Origin of the sequence: Phytopseudomonas seleniipraecipitans, from assembly GCF_900102335.1 — a bacterium.
Taxonomy (GTDB): domain Bacteria; phylum Pseudomonadota; class Gammaproteobacteria; order Pseudomonadales; family Pseudomonadaceae; genus Aquipseudomonas; species Aquipseudomonas seleniipraecipitans.
Window position 1 is genome coordinate 450,650 of the sequence record NZ_FNBM01000001.1, and the last position, 14,043, is coordinate 464,692.

Annotated in this window: 16 protein-coding genes; 11 read left to right on the forward strand and 5 right to left on the reverse strand. The window is 64.3% G+C overall.

What is annotated here, in order from left to right:
• The first annotated feature begins 1 nt into the window (after nucleotide 1).
• The 9 genes from BLS60_RS02130 to BLS60_RS02170 all read left to right on the forward strand — a co-directional run bounded on the left by BLS60_RS02130 (nucleotide 2) and on the right by BLS60_RS02170 (nucleotide 6,766).
• Nucleotides 2-1,450: a GspE/PulE family protein gene (locus tag BLS60_RS02130; protein ID WP_092365274.1), complete on the forward strand. Its 1,449-nt coding sequence runs from the start codon at nucleotides 2-4 to the stop codon at nucleotides 1,448-1,450.
• A gap of 2 nt (nucleotides 1,451-1,452) precedes the next feature.
• Entirely contained in the window at nucleotides 1,453-2,655 is a 1,203-nt protein-coding gene (gene gspF, locus BLS60_RS02135) for a type II secretion system inner membrane protein GspF (RefSeq protein WP_092364109.1), read from the forward strand.
• A 14-nt stretch (nucleotides 2,656-2,669) separates the two neighbouring features.
• Nucleotides 2,670-3,104 carry a type II secretion system major pseudopilin GspG gene (gspG, locus tag BLS60_RS02140; RefSeq protein WP_092364112.1) on the forward strand — a complete coding sequence of 145 codons (435 nt, stop codon included), beginning with the start codon at nucleotides 2,670-2,672 and terminating at the stop codon, nucleotides 3,102-3,104.
• 91 nt (nucleotides 3,105-3,195) lie between these two features.
• On the forward strand, nucleotides 3,196-3,675 hold the full coding sequence (gspH, locus tag BLS60_RS02145) for a type II secretion system minor pseudopilin GspH (protein WP_092364115.1): 480 nt from the start codon (nucleotides 3,196-3,198) through the stop codon (nucleotides 3,673-3,675).
• Nucleotides 3,672-4,037 carry a type II secretion system protein gene (locus tag BLS60_RS02150; RefSeq protein WP_092364118.1) on the forward strand — a complete coding sequence of 122 codons (366 nt, stop codon included), beginning with the start codon at nucleotides 3,672-3,674 and terminating at the stop codon, nucleotides 4,035-4,037. The genes gspH and BLS60_RS02150 overlap by 4 nt, the downstream gene beginning before the upstream one ends.
• On the forward strand, nucleotides 4,034-4,624 hold the full coding sequence (locus BLS60_RS02155) for a prepilin-type N-terminal cleavage/methylation domain-containing protein (protein WP_092364121.1): 591 nt from the start codon (nucleotides 4,034-4,036) through the stop codon (nucleotides 4,622-4,624). Before BLS60_RS02150 ends, BLS60_RS02155 begins: the two co-directional genes overlap by 4 nt.
• Complete coding sequence (locus BLS60_RS02160; protein WP_092365277.1) at nucleotides 4,621-5,727, forward strand: GspL/Epsl periplasmic domain-containing protein; 1,107 nt, start codon at nucleotides 4,621-4,623, stop codon at nucleotides 5,725-5,727. The genes BLS60_RS02155 and BLS60_RS02160 overlap by 4 nt, the downstream gene beginning before the upstream one ends.
• On the forward strand, nucleotides 5,724-6,110 hold the full coding sequence (gene gspM / locus BLS60_RS02165; RefSeq protein WP_092364124.1) for a type II secretion system protein GspM: 387 nt from the start codon (nucleotides 5,724-5,726) through the stop codon (nucleotides 6,108-6,110). The genes BLS60_RS02160 and gspM overlap by 4 nt, the downstream gene beginning before the upstream one ends.
• Complete coding sequence (locus tag BLS60_RS02170; protein WP_092364127.1) at nucleotides 6,107-6,766, forward strand: general secretion pathway protein GspN; 660 nt, start codon at nucleotides 6,107-6,109, stop codon at nucleotides 6,764-6,766. The genes gspM and BLS60_RS02170 overlap by 4 nt, the downstream gene beginning before the upstream one ends.
• A 6-nt stretch (nucleotides 6,767-6,772) precedes the next feature.
• Here the strand turns inward: BLS60_RS02170 and BLS60_RS02175 are convergent, their stop codons facing one another.
• The 3 genes from BLS60_RS02175 to BLS60_RS02185 all read right to left on the reverse strand — a co-directional run bounded on the left by BLS60_RS02175 (nucleotide 6,773) and on the right by BLS60_RS02185 (nucleotide 9,296).
• On the reverse strand, nucleotides 6,773-7,276 hold the full coding sequence (locus tag BLS60_RS02175) for a L,D-transpeptidase family protein (protein ID WP_092364130.1): 504 nt from the start codon (nucleotides 7,274-7,276) through the stop codon (nucleotides 6,773-6,775).
• Between the two features lie 282 nt (nucleotides 7,277-7,558).
• Nucleotides 7,559-8,281: a pirin family protein gene (locus BLS60_RS02180; protein WP_070883801.1), complete on the reverse strand. Its 723-nt coding sequence runs from the start codon at nucleotides 8,279-8,281 to the stop codon at nucleotides 7,559-7,561.
• Between the two features lie 127 nt (nucleotides 8,282-8,408).
• A complete protein-coding gene (locus BLS60_RS02185) occupies nucleotides 8,409-9,296 on the reverse strand; it encodes a LysR family transcriptional regulator (protein ID WP_092364133.1) in 888 nt (295 codons plus the stop codon).
• A 106-nt stretch (nucleotides 9,297-9,402) separates the two neighbouring features.
• Here BLS60_RS02185 and BLS60_RS02190 point away from each other — a divergent pair, with 106 nt between their 5' ends.
• Nucleotides 9,403-10,551: a pyridoxal phosphate-dependent aminotransferase gene (locus tag BLS60_RS02190; protein WP_092364136.1), complete on the forward strand. Its 1,149-nt coding sequence runs from the start codon at nucleotides 9,403-9,405 to the stop codon at nucleotides 10,549-10,551.
• Between the two features lie 172 nt (nucleotides 10,552-10,723).
• Nucleotides 10,724-11,506, forward strand: coding sequence for an amidohydrolase (locus tag BLS60_RS02195; RefSeq protein ID WP_092364139.1), 783 nt, complete (start codon nucleotides 10,724-10,726; stop codon nucleotides 11,504-11,506).
• 269 nt (nucleotides 11,507-11,775) lie between these two features.
• Here BLS60_RS02195 and BLS60_RS02200 read toward each other — a convergent pair whose 3' ends face one another.
• Both BLS60_RS02200 and BLS60_RS02205 read right to left on the reverse strand, forming a co-directional pair.
• Entirely contained in the window at nucleotides 11,776-12,723 is a 948-nt protein-coding gene (locus BLS60_RS02200) for an aldo/keto reductase (protein WP_092364142.1), read from the reverse strand.
• Nucleotides 12,724-12,873: 150 nt separating this feature from the next.
• Nucleotides 12,874-13,938 (reverse strand): NAD(P)-dependent alcohol dehydrogenase, encoded by a 1,065-nt coding sequence (locus tag BLS60_RS02205; RefSeq protein WP_092364145.1) that lies wholly within the window; start codon nucleotides 13,936-13,938, stop codon nucleotides 12,874-12,876.
• Between the last annotated feature and the right edge of the window lie 105 nt (nucleotides 13,939-14,043).

Consider the following 14,043-nt stretch of genomic DNA (forward strand, 5'->3'; position numbering starts at 1 on the left):
CCTGTTGCCCTATCGCCTGGCTCGTCAGACCGGCGTGGCTTGGGTGCCGGCTGATGACGGCTGGAGCCTGTGGCTGTGCGATGACGCCGATAGCGATCAACTGCAGGAGTTGCTGCGTGTCGAAGGCGCGCCCGGATCGGTGTGTCGCTTGCCACGGGCCGAGTTCGAGCAGCGCCTGGGCCTGCTGTATCAGGCTGGCGAGGGGGCGAATGCGGCGCTGATCGAGGGCATCGGCGAGCAGGTCGATCTCGACAGCCTGATGAACGACATGCCGCGCATCGAGGACCTGCTCGAGAGCGATGACGAGGCGCCGGTCATCCGCCTGATCAACGGCCTGTTCGCCCAGGCGCTGCGGTTGCAGGCCTCGGATATCCATATCGAAACCTTCGAGCAGAGCCTGGTGGTGCGCCTGCGCATCGACGGCCATCTGCGCGAAGTCCTGCGCCCGCCACGGGCGTTGTCGGCCATGCTGGTGTCGCGGATCAAGGTTATGGCGCGGCTGGACATCGCCGAAAAGCGTCAGCCCCAGGATGGACGTATCACCCTGCGTGCTGCTGGTCGCGAAGTCGACGTGCGGGTTTCCACGCTGCCGGGCATTCACGGCGAGCGGGTGGTGATGCGCGTGCTGGACAAGCAGGCCAGCCTGCTGGCGCTGACCAATCTGGGCATGCCGCCTGCGGTGGAGCAGGGCCTGCGTGCCTGTCTGGGCCGCCCCAACGGCATCGTGCTGAGCACCGGGCCAACCGGCTCGGGCAAGACCACCACCCTGTACGCCAGCCTCAACAGCCTGAATGACGGCAGCCGCAATATCCTCACCGTCGAAGACCCGGTGGAATACGCCATCACCGGTATCGGCCAGACCGCCATCAACCCGCGTGCCGGGCTGACCTTCGCCACTGGCCTGCGAGCGATCCTGCGCCAGGATCCGGACGTGATAATGCTCGGCGAAATCCGTGATCGGGAGACCGCGCAGATTGCCGTGCAGGCCAGTCTCACCGGGCATCTGGTGTTGTCGACCCTGCATACCAACAGTGCAGTGGGCGCCGTGACGCGGCTGCGCGACATGGGTATCGAGCCCTTCCTGATCGCCTCCTGCCTGCGTGGCGTGCTCGCCCAGCGCCTGGTGCGCCGCCTGTGCAGCTGTGCCGAGCGTCGACCCTTGCAGGACGCCGAACGGCAGTTGCTGCCGGAGCTGGCCGACCTCGAACACAGCTTTCATCCAGTCGGTTGCGAGCAGTGCCAGGGTAGCGGTTATCAGGGCCGCCTGGGGCTCTACGAATTCATCGAGCTGGATGCCGGGCTGATCGCGCTGCTGTACAGCGGCGCCAGCGAGGTAAGCATGCACGTCTACCTCGAGGATCGACGGCAGAGCCTGTCGGCCATGGCCTGCGACTGCCTGGCACGCGGCGACACCAGCCTCGCCGAAGTGCTGCGCGCGGTGCAGGGCTGAGTATGCCGACCTATCGCTATCACGCCGTCGACCTGGCCGGCAAACCGCACAAGGCCAGTCTGCAGGCGGACAGCGAGCGCCACGCCCGGCAGCTATTACGCGAGAGTGGTCTGTTCGCCCGTGAACTGCACCGTCACGATCCGCAAAGCCGGCAGCCACGTCGTCAGCGGGTCAGCCGCGCACAGCTATGCGAGCTGACCCGGCAACTGGCGACCCTCACTGGCGCAGGCATTCCGCTGGTCGATGCGCTGGGCACTCTAGAGCGGCAGCTGGTCCAGCCAGCGCTGCGCAGCCTGCTGGTGGCGGTGCGCGGCTCCCTCGCCGAGGGCGTTGGCCTGGCTCGTAGCCTGGCACGTCAGGGCGGGGTTTTCTCGACCCTGTATTGCGCGCTGGTCGAGGCCGGTGAACGTTCCGGGCGCCTGGCCCAGGTGCTCGAACGCCTGGCCGAGCACCTCGAACAGGTGCAGCGCCAGCAGCACAAGGCGCGCACCGCGCTGATCTATCCGGCGGTATTGATGGGGGTCTCCCTGGCCGTGGTGATCGGCCTGATGACCTTCGTGGTGCCCAAGCTCACCGAGCAGTTCGCCCATGCCGGACAGAGTCTGCCATGGATCACCACCTTGCTGATCGGCATCAGCAACACCCTGGTGCTGCTCGGCCCCTGGCTGCTGGGGGCGGCACTGCTGGCGGCGTTGCTCGCCAGGCTGCTGCTGCGCAAACCGCACTGGTGCCTGCGCCGCGACGATCTGTTGCTGCGCCTGCCGCAGGTCGGCGTGCTGTTGCAGGTGCTGGAGAGCGCGCGGCTATCGCGCAGCCTGGCGATCCTCGCCGGCAGTGGTGTGCCGCTGCTCGAAGCTCTGCAGGTGGCGACTGCAACGGTCAACAACCGGCGTATCCGCCTGGCGCTGGAGCGGGTCGGCAGCGAGGTGAAGGGCGGCGTCAGCCTGCACCGCGCCCTAGAGGCCAGCGGCCATTTTCCTCCGTTGCTGCTGAACATGGTCGCCAGTGGCGAAGCCAGCGGCACTTTGCCGGACATGCTCGAACGCGTGGCGGACAACCAGGAGCGTGGCTTCGCCCGCCAGGTGGACACCGCCATGGCGCTATTCGAACCCCTGATGATTCTGGTGATGGGCGGCGTGGTGCTGTTCATCGTAATGGCCGTGCTGCTGCCAATCATGCAGCTCAATCAGGGCCTGACACTGTGATGAGGAGAGCCATCATGCGCAGCAATCGTTTCACTCAACGGGGCTTCACCTTGATGGAAATCATGGTGGTGATCTTCATCATGGGGCTGCTGATAGCCGTGGTCGCGCCCAGCGTACTGGGCAGCCAGGACAAGGCCATGAAGCAGAAGGTGATGGCCGACCTGTCGACCTTCGAGCAGGCCCTGGACATGTACCGCCTCGACAACCTGCGCTTCCCCAGCAACGAGCAGGGGCTTGCGGCATTGGTGACCAAGCCCACCGTCGAACCGCTGCCGCGCTCCTGGCGCGCCGACGGTTACATCCGTCGCCTGCCGCAGGATCCCTGGGGCAATGCTTACCAGTACCGCAGCCCGGGAGAGCATGGCCGGGTCGATATCTATTCGTTGGGCGCCGATGGTGTCGATGGCGGCGAAGGCATCGATGGCGACCTGGGCAACTGGAATCTTTGAGCTGCGGCTTATGACCCTTTGCCAGAACGCGATGGTAGTCAACCAACGTAGGGTGGACGACGCTTCACCCGTCCACCGTTCCACTGCCGCCATGGTGGATGAAAAGCGCGTCATCCATCCTACGCCTGCGCAGCGCGGGTTCAGCCTGCTGGAGTTGCTGGTCGTGCTGTTCATCGCCGGCCTGCTGACCAGCCTCAGCGTGGCCTGGCTCGACAGCGGCCAGGCGCCGGCGCAGCAGGCGCTGGAACGCCTTGCCGCCGCCAGCCGCGCCCAGGCGGGAGTGGCGCTGCACGCTGGGCAGATTCATGGCCTGCGCTGGAACGGCCAGCGCCCGGAGTTCGTGCGCCAGGTGCGGGAGAACGATCAACTGCGCTGGCAGGTCGAGCCGGTAGCGCTGGGCGAGTGGCCGGCGGCGCTGAGACCTGACTGGCCGGCTGCTGGTGAGCCGCGTCTGGTCTTTACGCCAAACGGTGTCGGTCGTCCGCAGGCGCTGCGCTGGCAATCGCCGGAGGGCGGTGAACAGTGGCAGTGGGACAGCGCCGGTCGCTTGCAGCGGACGTCCCTGCCATGAAGCGCCAACGGGGTTTCACCCTGCTTGAAGTGACGGTCGCCCTGGGTATCGCCGCCACGCTGGCGGTCATGACCAGCCAGGTCCTGCGCCAGCGCCTGGCCGTGCAGCAGAGCGTCCAGCAGCATCAACTGGGGGCGTTGTGTGCTCGTGAGCTGGAGGCACGTTTCGCGGTCGAGCAGCTATGGCCTGCGCAGAACAGCCTCACCGGGGTTCTCGTCCAGGGCCACGGGAACTGCCACTGGCAACTGCAAATGCAGGGCACCGGTGTACGGGATCTGCGGCGTGCCGAACTGAGCCTGTTCGCTGATGGTGATCGCCGTGAGTCGCTGGGTTTGTATCAGCTGTTTCTGGTGCGCCCGTGATGAGCAGGCAGCGTGGCCTGACCCTGGTGGAGCTGCTGGTCGCCTTGGCGCTCACCGCCTTGCTCGGTGTGCTGCTGGCTGCCCTGGTCAATGGCTGGATCAACGTTCGCGAGCGCTTGTCACAGGGCTCACCAGGCATGCCGGTACTGGATTTCTGTCTGGCACTGGAGCGTCGTTTCGATACCACCGTGCTGCGTCAGTTGCATGAGCAGCGGTTACCGCTCGCCTTGAACTGGCTGGACTGGAAGCCGGATGAACTGCAACTACAGTGGGTGGCGCTGGGCGCCTGGCCAAGCGCTGAAGGTGGCGCACGCCTGCAGCGTCAGCGCATCGCTTACGATCGCCGCAGCCAGCGTCTGCTGCTGCATACGAGCAGCGATCTGTATGCCGCAGCCGCACCGGTCTGGACACTGCGCGAGCAGTTGGATCAGGTGGAATCGGTGAATTTTACCTTTCGCCAGGACAGCCGCTGGCTGACCTGGCCATCGACGGACAGGTTGCGCCCGGACAGGGGCGTGCGCCTGACTTTTCAGCGTGATGGAGCACCCTATGTTTGTACGTTCGCCTTGCCCTGGGGCCGCTCATGAAGCGTGAACGCTGGCGCCGCCGTGCGGCACGTCCCTGGCTGTTGATGCGCCCAGGTACCCATGGCGAGGCCTGGCAGTGGGCGCGGATTGAGCTGGGGCACGTGCAGGCCTCTGGTTCTGGCGCGCCGCCCCCGATAGCTGGCGCGCGGGTGGCGCTGGTGCTGCCAGGTGAGCTGTGCAGCCATTTTCAGGTGCCCGCGCCGCCTGGGCTCAAGCGTCACGAGTGGCCGTTGTTGCTTGAGGATCGCCTGCTGCAGATTGCTCAGACGATGGCCTGTGGTTGCCTGGGCCGAGAGCCCGGGTGCATGCAACTGGTCTGCGTCGACCAGGCGCTGCTGGATGGCTGGCTGGACCAGTGTGCGGCGTGGCAGCTCGATGTGCAGCGCTGCTGGCCGGAGTTCCAGTTGTTGCCGGCGCCGTCCCCAGGCACAGCGTGGTGCTGGCAGCGGGACGCGCGCTTGAGCCTGTTCGTGGGTAGCAGCGCCGAGGCACGTCAGCACTGGCTGGCTTGGCCCATCGAGCTTCAGGCGGCAGCACCTGCCGGTATTTGGCGCGAGCTCGAGATACAGGCGTTCGAGGGGGCTTGGCCTGAGCGCTTCGCCGCGCTGGATGGCCTGCCTACTCTGTTCGAGCGCCGCCGCGCTAAGCGCCAGGCCCGGCAGATGAGCCCTGGTCTATGGCGCCTGCCTGCCGCCTGTCTGGCCCTGGCCTTGCTCTGGGTTGGCCTGTGGACCAGCCAGCAGTGGCGGCAGCAGGGCATCTATCAAACGCAGGTGGAAGAAATGGTCGGGCCAGTCGCTTCCTTCCGTGAAGCGGCGCAACGGTTGAAGCAGCAACGCCAGGGGGCAGATGAACGACAGCTTCGCTTGCGGCAACTGGAGCACCTGCAGAGCGAGCTCGATGGCTGGCTGCGCGCCAACGGTAGCTGGCAATTGAGCGCTGCTCACTTCGACGGTCAGCGTTGGACGCTGCGCCTGCAAGGGTATGAGGTCATCGACGAGTCACCCTGGCAGGCGATGGCCAGCGCCATAGGCGTAGCGGTGCAGGTGAGCGAGGCAAACGACGAGCTCAATCTGACCTTCGACCTGGGAGCAGCATCATGAATCTAAATCTTGAGCGCCGCGGTATGCGGTTGCTGGCGGTCGTGATCGTCGCCGTGTTGCTGGCGCTGCTGACCTGGCGTGAAGGCCGGCAGCACTGGCAGGCGTTCGGCCAGTGGCAGACGCTGGCGCAGTCGGCCCTGGCGCTGCGTGCCGAGAGGACGTTGACCGCCGATGACCTGCAGCAGGCCGCCAAGGCCCGGGAAATCAGCATCGAAACCCTGGAGCCCGGCAGCGAAGAGTGGCTGGTGCGCGGCCAGCTGAAAGATGAGCGCGTGCTGCAAGATTGGCTTCTGCAACTGGAACGAGAAGGCGCACGGCCGCTGCGCTGGGGCCTGCAGCGTGGCGAGTCGGCGTTGCACTTCGAACTGGCGTTGCAACGATGACGCGGCTTCGTTGGCTTTGGGCGTTACTGGTCTTCGTCATGACGCTGCTGGTCGAGTTGCCCGCCCGCTGGCTGTTGGCGCCGTTGCCCGTCCCGCTGGCCGGTATCAGCGGCAGCATCTGGCAGGGGCAAGTCGAGCGCCTGGGCGATCTCGGCCCGTTGCGCTGGAATTGGCAACCCTGGCGGCTCAGCGCGCAGGCGAGTGCTGGATATCAGGGGCAGCGCTGGCAACTGCAGGTGTCCGGCTGGCCCTGGGCCTGGCATGCCTCGCTGCAACCGGCCAGCGATCCACATACGTTCGCGACCGGTTACCGCTTGGCAGGGCAGTGGCAGGGCAGCATCGAGTTGCAAGGCAGGGGAACACGCTGCCTGTCAGCCAACGGGAATTTACAGGGAGAGGGTCTAGCGCTGCTGGCGCCCTGGCAGCTGGACCTGGGACAAGCGCGTGTGACGCTCGATTGCCGCGCCGGCTGGAAGTTGGCTGGGCAGTTGAGCCTGGCTGGTCAGCATCAGGCCGACCTGGCGGCTGATCTGCTCGCCCGGCAAGCCCGCCTGACGGGGCGAGTCGAGCCTGGCGCGGCACTGCAACCGGTGCTGGTCAGTGCGCAATGGCTGGCTCCGGGCAGTAACGAGGTGACGCGAAGCATTCGCTGGTAGATCGCCTCAGGGACGGATCTCGATCAGCGTGCCGTCTTTCACCAGCGCCCAGAACTCGCGCATGTCGGCATTCTTCATGGCGATACAGCCTTCGGTCCAGTCCAGGGTGTGGAAGAACCACTCGGGGTATTCGTCGTCCAGCGGCGTGCCGTGGATCATGATCATGCTGCCCGGCTTCACGCCTGCTGCCTTGGCCTGTGCCTGGTCACGGGCGTTGGGGTAGGAGATGTGCATGGACAGGTTGTACTTCTCGCTCTTGCGGCGCCAGTCGATCCAGTAGAAGCCTTCCGGCGTGCGCAGGTCGCCTTCACGCTGCTTGGCGCCGACCGGCTGTTTGCCCAGGGAGATGCGGTACGACTTGACGGTTTTACCGTCACTGATCAGAAGCAAGCGGCGTTGGGCTTTCTCCACCAGAATCTTGTCGACGGTGGCTACAGCAGAGGCGGGCGCGGTGGCGGCTTGGCCAGCCAAGGCCAGCGAAAAGAGGGTGAAGACGAGCAACCAACGCATGGGATTTTCGACTGAGCAGATGGCCGGCGAACGGCGGAGGCTCATTCTAAGGCAGGCGTATAGGGGCGCCTAGGGATAAGGGCATCGATATGCGGTGGTAGCCTGGCGTAGAGCGAAGTGAAACCCAGGAAGCGCTATCCGCTCTGCCCAAACCAGCAAGGCCGACCACCGCTCCCCGTGCATCGCTTCGCTCAGCGACAGGCTATGAAAAGCGAGCAGCGATACCTGGGACATCTCTTCCCGGGTATCGCTGTGTTCAACGCTGGGCTACCGACTTCCCTATCAGGAAAGCGACGGCAGCTCATTGGGCCGCAGGTCGAACACCAGCACTTCGGCCTGCTCGCCGTTGCTCAGGCGGATGTCGCGCACATCGCGCAAGCGCACACCGTCACCGGCCTGCAGCTTCTCGCCGTTCAGTTCGACGCTCCCGCTGGCCACGTGGACGTAGGCATAGCGGTTCTCGTCGAGTTGCAGGTGGGCCTGCTCGGCGCCGTCGAACAACCCGGCATATACACGAGCGTTCTGACGTACGGTCAGCGAGCCCTCAGCGCCGTCCGGCGAGATGATCAACTGCAGGCGGCCGCGTTTTTGCGCCTCGCTGAAGTGCTCCTGCTGGTAGCGCGGCTCGGCCTGACGCTCGCTGGGCACGATCCAGATCTGCAGGAAGTGCACCGATTCGCTGCGCGAGTGGTTGAACTCGCTGTGCGACACACCGGTGCCTGCGCTCATCAGCTGCACGTCGCCGGGGCGAATCACCGAGCCGGTACCCAGGCTGTCCTTGTGCTCCAGCGCGCCTTGCAGCACATAGGAGAAAATTTCCATGTTGCGGTGTGGGTGCTCGCCGAAGCCCTGGCCGGCACTCACGGTGTCGTCGTTGATCACCAGCAGGTCGGAGAAGCCGCGCTCTTTCGGGTTGTTGTAACTGGCGAAAGAGAAGGTGTGGAAGGAGTTGAGCCAGCCATGGTTGGCGTGGCCACGATCGGTTGATTTACGGATAGCCAGCATGATGATTCTCCTGTCGAAAGTCGCTGCCTTTATCGGCGGCATGGGGAGAGTCTACTGACTATCTATGGATTGATTAACCAGCTGAAAATGGATTGATTGTCGCCTTTGGGTTGACAGATTTCGTCGGTTATCCGGTCATGTGCTGGACGTGTTCCTTGATGAAATCCGAGAACACCTGCACCGCTCGCGCCGACTGCCGATGTTGGGGATACACGGCGTACACCGCTGCGGGCGCCGGCCAATGTTGATCGAGTACCGGCAGCAGCGCGCCGCTTTCCAGCGCCTGGCCGATGATAAAGGTTGGCAGGTAAGCGATCCCCATGCCGGCGATGGCGGCATCGCGGATCAGCTCGCCGTTGTTGGCGCGCATCTGGCCGCGAACGCTGAGGTTTTTGTTCTTGCCGTGCTCGCGCAGTCGCCACTCGACGTGCCGGCTATGACCATAAAGCAGACAGGCATGATGCTGCAGCTCGTCAAGGTTTGCCGGTGTGCCGTGTTTATCGAGATAGCCGGGGCTGGCGCACAGAATGGTCTGCATGTCGGTCAGCCGTTTGGCGATCAGGCTCGAATCTTCCAGGGTGCCGATGCGTATCGACATGTCGTAGCCGTCCGCGAGCAGGTCGACGGCGCGGTCGTTGAGGTCGATTTCCAGGTTGATGTGCGGGTGCTGCTGCATGAACAGGGGCAACAGGTGGCTCAGGTGCAGGGTGGCGAAGGTCATCGGCGCGCTGACTCGCAAGGTGCCGCGCAGTGACGCACCCTGGGCAGACACCAGCTCCTGGGCATCGCGTAGGTCAGCCAGAATTACCGTGGCCTTGTCGTGCAACAACACGCCCAGCTCAGTGGCCTGCAGACGGCGGGTAGTACGGTTGAGCAAGCGCACGCCGAGTAATGCCTCAAGCGCGGCAACGCGGCGGCTGACGTACTGCTTGGTCACCCCTAACGCATCCGCGGCGGCAGTGAAACTGCCGGTGTCCAGGGTGGTAACGAATAGGCGCAGGTCTTCGACGTTCATGGTCTTCTCATCAGGTAGGCCGTGATTATTACCGGAACCTGGTGGGTGCGCACGCTTCACGCCATCGGCTATCCTCGGCGTCTGCCCCCTAGCTCAGGACGCGTCGATGTTCGCCAGCAAGTTGCCCTCTGTCGGCACCACGATCTTCACCACCATGTCCCAGCTCGCTGCCCAGACCGGCGCCATCAATCTGTCCCAGGGCTTTCCTGATTACGATGGCCCCGAGGCGCTGCGCGAAGCACTGTCGCGGCACGTGGCGGCGGGGCACAACCAGTACGCGCCGATGACCGGGCTGCCGGCACTGCGCGAGCAGATCGCCGTCAAGGTCGAACGACTCTATGGCCGGGCCGTCAATGCGGACAGCGAGGTCACCGTGACGCCGGGCGCCACCCAGGCTGTTTTCTGCGCGATCCAGGCGTTGATTCATCCTGGTGACGAAGTGATCGTCTTCGACCCGTGCTACGACAGTTACGATCCTGCCGTCACCCTGGCTGGCGGCCGTTGCGTTCACGTGCCACTTGCCAGCGGCGACTTCGCCATCGACTGGCAGCTGCTGGAAGCGGCACTGAGCCCAAGCACCCGACTGATCATCCTCAATACCCCGCACAACCCCAGTGGTGCGCTGATCAGCCGTGCCGAGCTGGATCGCCTGGCGACGCTGATCCGCGACCGCGACATTTATCTGCTTAGCGACGAAGTCTACGAGCACCTGGTGTTCGACGGTCGTGAGCACGCCAGCGTGCTGGGGCATGACGAGCTCTACGCGCGGGCCTTTGTGGTCAGCTCGTTTGGCAAGACCTATCACGTGACTGGCTGGAAGACGGGTTACGTGGTGGCGCCGCCTGCGCTGAGCGCCGAGCTGCGCAAGGTGCACCAGTACGTGAGCTTCTGTGGGGTCACGCCGCTGCAGTGTGCGCTGGCAGATTTCATGGCTGCCTGCCCTGAGCATGTGGACGAGCTGCCTGCCTTCTATCAGGCCAAGCGCGACCTGTTCTGTGACCTGCTTGCGGCGTCACGCTTCAGTTTCAGACGCACGCCGGGGACCTATTTCCAACTGGCCGATTACTCGGCGATCCGCCCGGACCTGGACGACGTGGCGATGGCCCAGTGGCTGACCCGCGAGCACGGCGTGGCGGCGATTCCCGTGTCGGTGCTGTGCAAGCAGCCAGATCCGAGTCAACGCCTGCTGCGTTTCTGCTTTGCCAAACGCGAAGACACCTTGCGCCAGGCCGCGGAAAAGCTACGGCAGGTATAAGTGCGCCGCGGGGAAGACGAACTGTAGGAACGCCGCCCCCGGCGCGATGATGGTGGTCATCACGCAGAATCGTGAGTGTGATCGGTAATCGCTGCGGGGTCGCAGCTCCTACAGCTGGGCAGCGCAGCTTTAATCACGTCGCACGGATTCGCATCCAGAAAGAGAGGCATCAATGAGCGAAACAACCGATCTTCAACTGGCGCTGATCCAGAGCGACCTGGCCTGGCATGACCCCGAGGCCAATCGCGCGCACTTCGACACCCAACTGCAGCAGGCCGCGGGCGCCGATCTTGTGATCCTGCCGGAAATGTTCAGCACCGGGTTCTCCATGCAGTCGGCCGAGCTGGCCGAGCCGGAAGACGGCCCCACCAGCCGCTGGCTCAGCGAGCAGGCACAGCGCATCGGCGCGGTGATCACCGGCAGCCTGATCATTCAGGCCGCCGATGGCAGCTATCGCAACCGCCTGCTATGGGCGCGACCCGATGGTTCGCTGGCACATTACGACAAGCGCCACCTGTTCCGCATGGCCGGGGAGCATGAGCACTATGCCCCCGGTGAGCGGCAGGAGGTGTTCGAGGTCAAGGGCTGGCGAGTGCGACCACTGATCTGCTACGACCTGCGTTTCCCGGTCTGGAGCCGTGATCCCCAGGGCACCGACCTGCTGCTCTACACCGCCAACTGGCCCGGGGCGCGACGCCTGCACTGGAACCGCTTGCTACCGGCGCGGGCGATCGAAAACCTCTGCTACGTGGCAGCGGTGAACCGCATCGGTGTGGACGGCAAGAGTCACCCCTACAGCGGCGACTCCCAGGTGCTGGATTTCCAGGGCGATAGCCTGCTCGATGCACACGACAAGCCCGGCGTGTTCCATCAGCGCCTGGATGGTGCCGCATTGGCTGCCTATCGCGAGCGTTTTCCTGCTTATCAGGATGCCGATCCGTTTGAGTTTCGCTGAGCGAGGGCAGCGGCAGCGAGCACCCGGGATGGCGGGCGATCATGATTGAGCGGTGGACGGATGAAGCGTCGCTCGCTCTACAACGTTTGGGTGGGCCGGGCGGCGATCCGCTTTAGCCTTCCAAACCGGACATTTGCAGGATGGGGCGGGCCGCGTAGGTTGAGGTGCGAAGCAACGATACCCATCAGGCTTTGCAAGTAGCCTCTTGATGGGTATCGCTTCGCTCACGCCATCCTACGACGACGGTCGCTTTTACCTTATTGCTTTGCCTAGTACGCGCTGGCCTGGTTGAGCATGGTCACTTCGTCGTCGCTCAAGTGCAGGCGGGTGGCGGCAACCAGATCAGCTAGCTGCCGGCTCGACGTGGCACTGGCGATGGGCGCGGTGATGCTCGGGCGGGCGATCAGCCAGGCCAGGGCGACCTGGGCCGGTGTTGCGTCACGGGCGGCGGCGACCTCGTCGAGCGCCGAGAGGATAGTTACCCCGCGTTCGTCCATATAGCGCTCGACCATCCTGGCGCGGGCGCCGGTGATGTCGTCGCGGGTACGGTACTTGCCGGTGAGAAAGCCGCTGGCCAGCGAGAAGTAGCTGATCACGCCGATGCCGAGTTCCTGCACCACCGGCTCCAAGTCTTCCTCATAGGTTTTGCGCTCATGCAAATTGTAGTGTGGCTGCAGGCTCTGGTAGTGCGGCACGCCGAGGCGCTGCGCCACCTGATGAGCTTCCCGCAGACGCTCGCCGCTGTAGTTGGAAGCGCCGATTACCCGCACCTTGCCCTGATCGATCAGGCGGGAGAAGGCGCCCAACGTTTCTTCCAATGGCGTATCGGCGTCGTCCTGGTGAGCCTGATAGAGGTCGATATAGTCGGTCTGCAAGCGCTTGAGCGAGTCTTCCACCGCTTTCTGAATGTAGGCCGCCTTGAGGCCTTTGTCGCCGTTGCCCATTTCCATGCCGACTTTAGTTGCCAGCACGATGCGCTCGCGCTTTCCGCTGCGCTTGAGCCACTTACCGATGATGGCTTCCGACTCGCCACCCTGGTGACCGGGTGCCCATGCCGAGTACATGTCGGCGGTGTCGATGAAGTCCAGGCCACTGTCGACGATGGCGTCGAGCATGGTGAAGGATTGCGCTTCATCCAGTGTCCAGCCGAATACGTTGCCGCCGAAGGCGATGGGCGAAACCTGCAGGCTGGATTGACCCAGAGTGCGTTTGGACATCGTGTGCTCCTCGAATGGATGGGGCGTCAGGCTGTGACCGCCTGAGCGCCAACGAGGTTCGACTGGCAAGTCCGTTGCCGCAGGCAAAACGACACCGGCCCGGTTCGCGAGGGCGAAACCGGGCCGGTGGCTTGTTACGGTTGACGAGCGTTATGCGGCGTGTTCGTCCTTGGCCAGGGAGGCCATGTCGATCACGAAGCGGTACTTCACGTCACTCTTGAGCATGCGCTCGTAGGCTTCGTTGATGTTCTGGATATCGATCATCTCGATGTCCGAAACGATGCCGTGCTCGGCGCAGAAATCCAGCATCTCCTGGGTCTCGGCGATGCCGCCGATCAACGAGCCGGCCAGGCGGCGGCGCTTGAAAATCAGCCCGAATACTTCCGGCGACGGGTGCGGGGAGTCCGGTGCACCGACCAGGGTCATGGTGGCGTCGCGCTTGAGCAGTCCAAGGAAGGCGTCCAGGCTATGCGGCGCAGCAACGGTGTTGAGGATGAAGTCGAAGCTGTTTGCGTGGGCGGCCATCTCGTCGGCGTTCTTCGATACCACCACTTCGGCAGCGCCGAGGCGCAGGGCGTCTTCGCGCTTGTTCGGCGAGGTGGTGAACAGCACCACGTGAGCGCCCATGGCGGCGGCGATCTTCACGGCCATGTGGCCTAGGCCACCGAGGCCGACAATGCCTACCTTGTCGCCGGGCTGCACATTCCACTGGCGCAGCGGCGAGTAGGTAGTGATGCCGGCGCACAGCAGCGGCGCGACGGCGGCCAGGTTGTCGGTGTGGCTGATGCGCAGGACGAATTTCTGGTCGACGACGATGTTGTCGGAGTAGCCACCAAAGGTGTTCTCGCCACCGAATACCGGGCCGTTGTAGGTGCCGGTGAAGCCGTTCTCGCAGTACTGCTCCAGCCCCTCGGAGCAGGAAGGGCAGCTCTGGCAGCTGTCGACCATGCAGCCGACGCCGGCCAGGTCTCCGACCTTGAAGCCGGTCACGTCACTGCCTACTGCGGTGACCTTGCCGACGATCTCGTGGCCCGGTACCGACGGATAGAGGGTGTTCTTCCATTCGTTGCGCGCGGTGTGCAGGTCGGAGTGGCAGACGCCGCAATAAAGGATGTCGATCTGTACGTCATGGGCACCGACGGCGCGGCGCTCGAAGCGATAGGGCGCGAGAGGTTTGCTGGAGTCCTTGGCGGCGTAGCCGAGAATAGTGGTCATGGGCAATTCCTGTCGTGTGCAAGGCGGCACTGGCGGCCGCTGGGGATGTTAAGCGTAGTGCAGAGTGGGCGACGACCGATTGCACAATCCTGCTGCGCTCTGTCC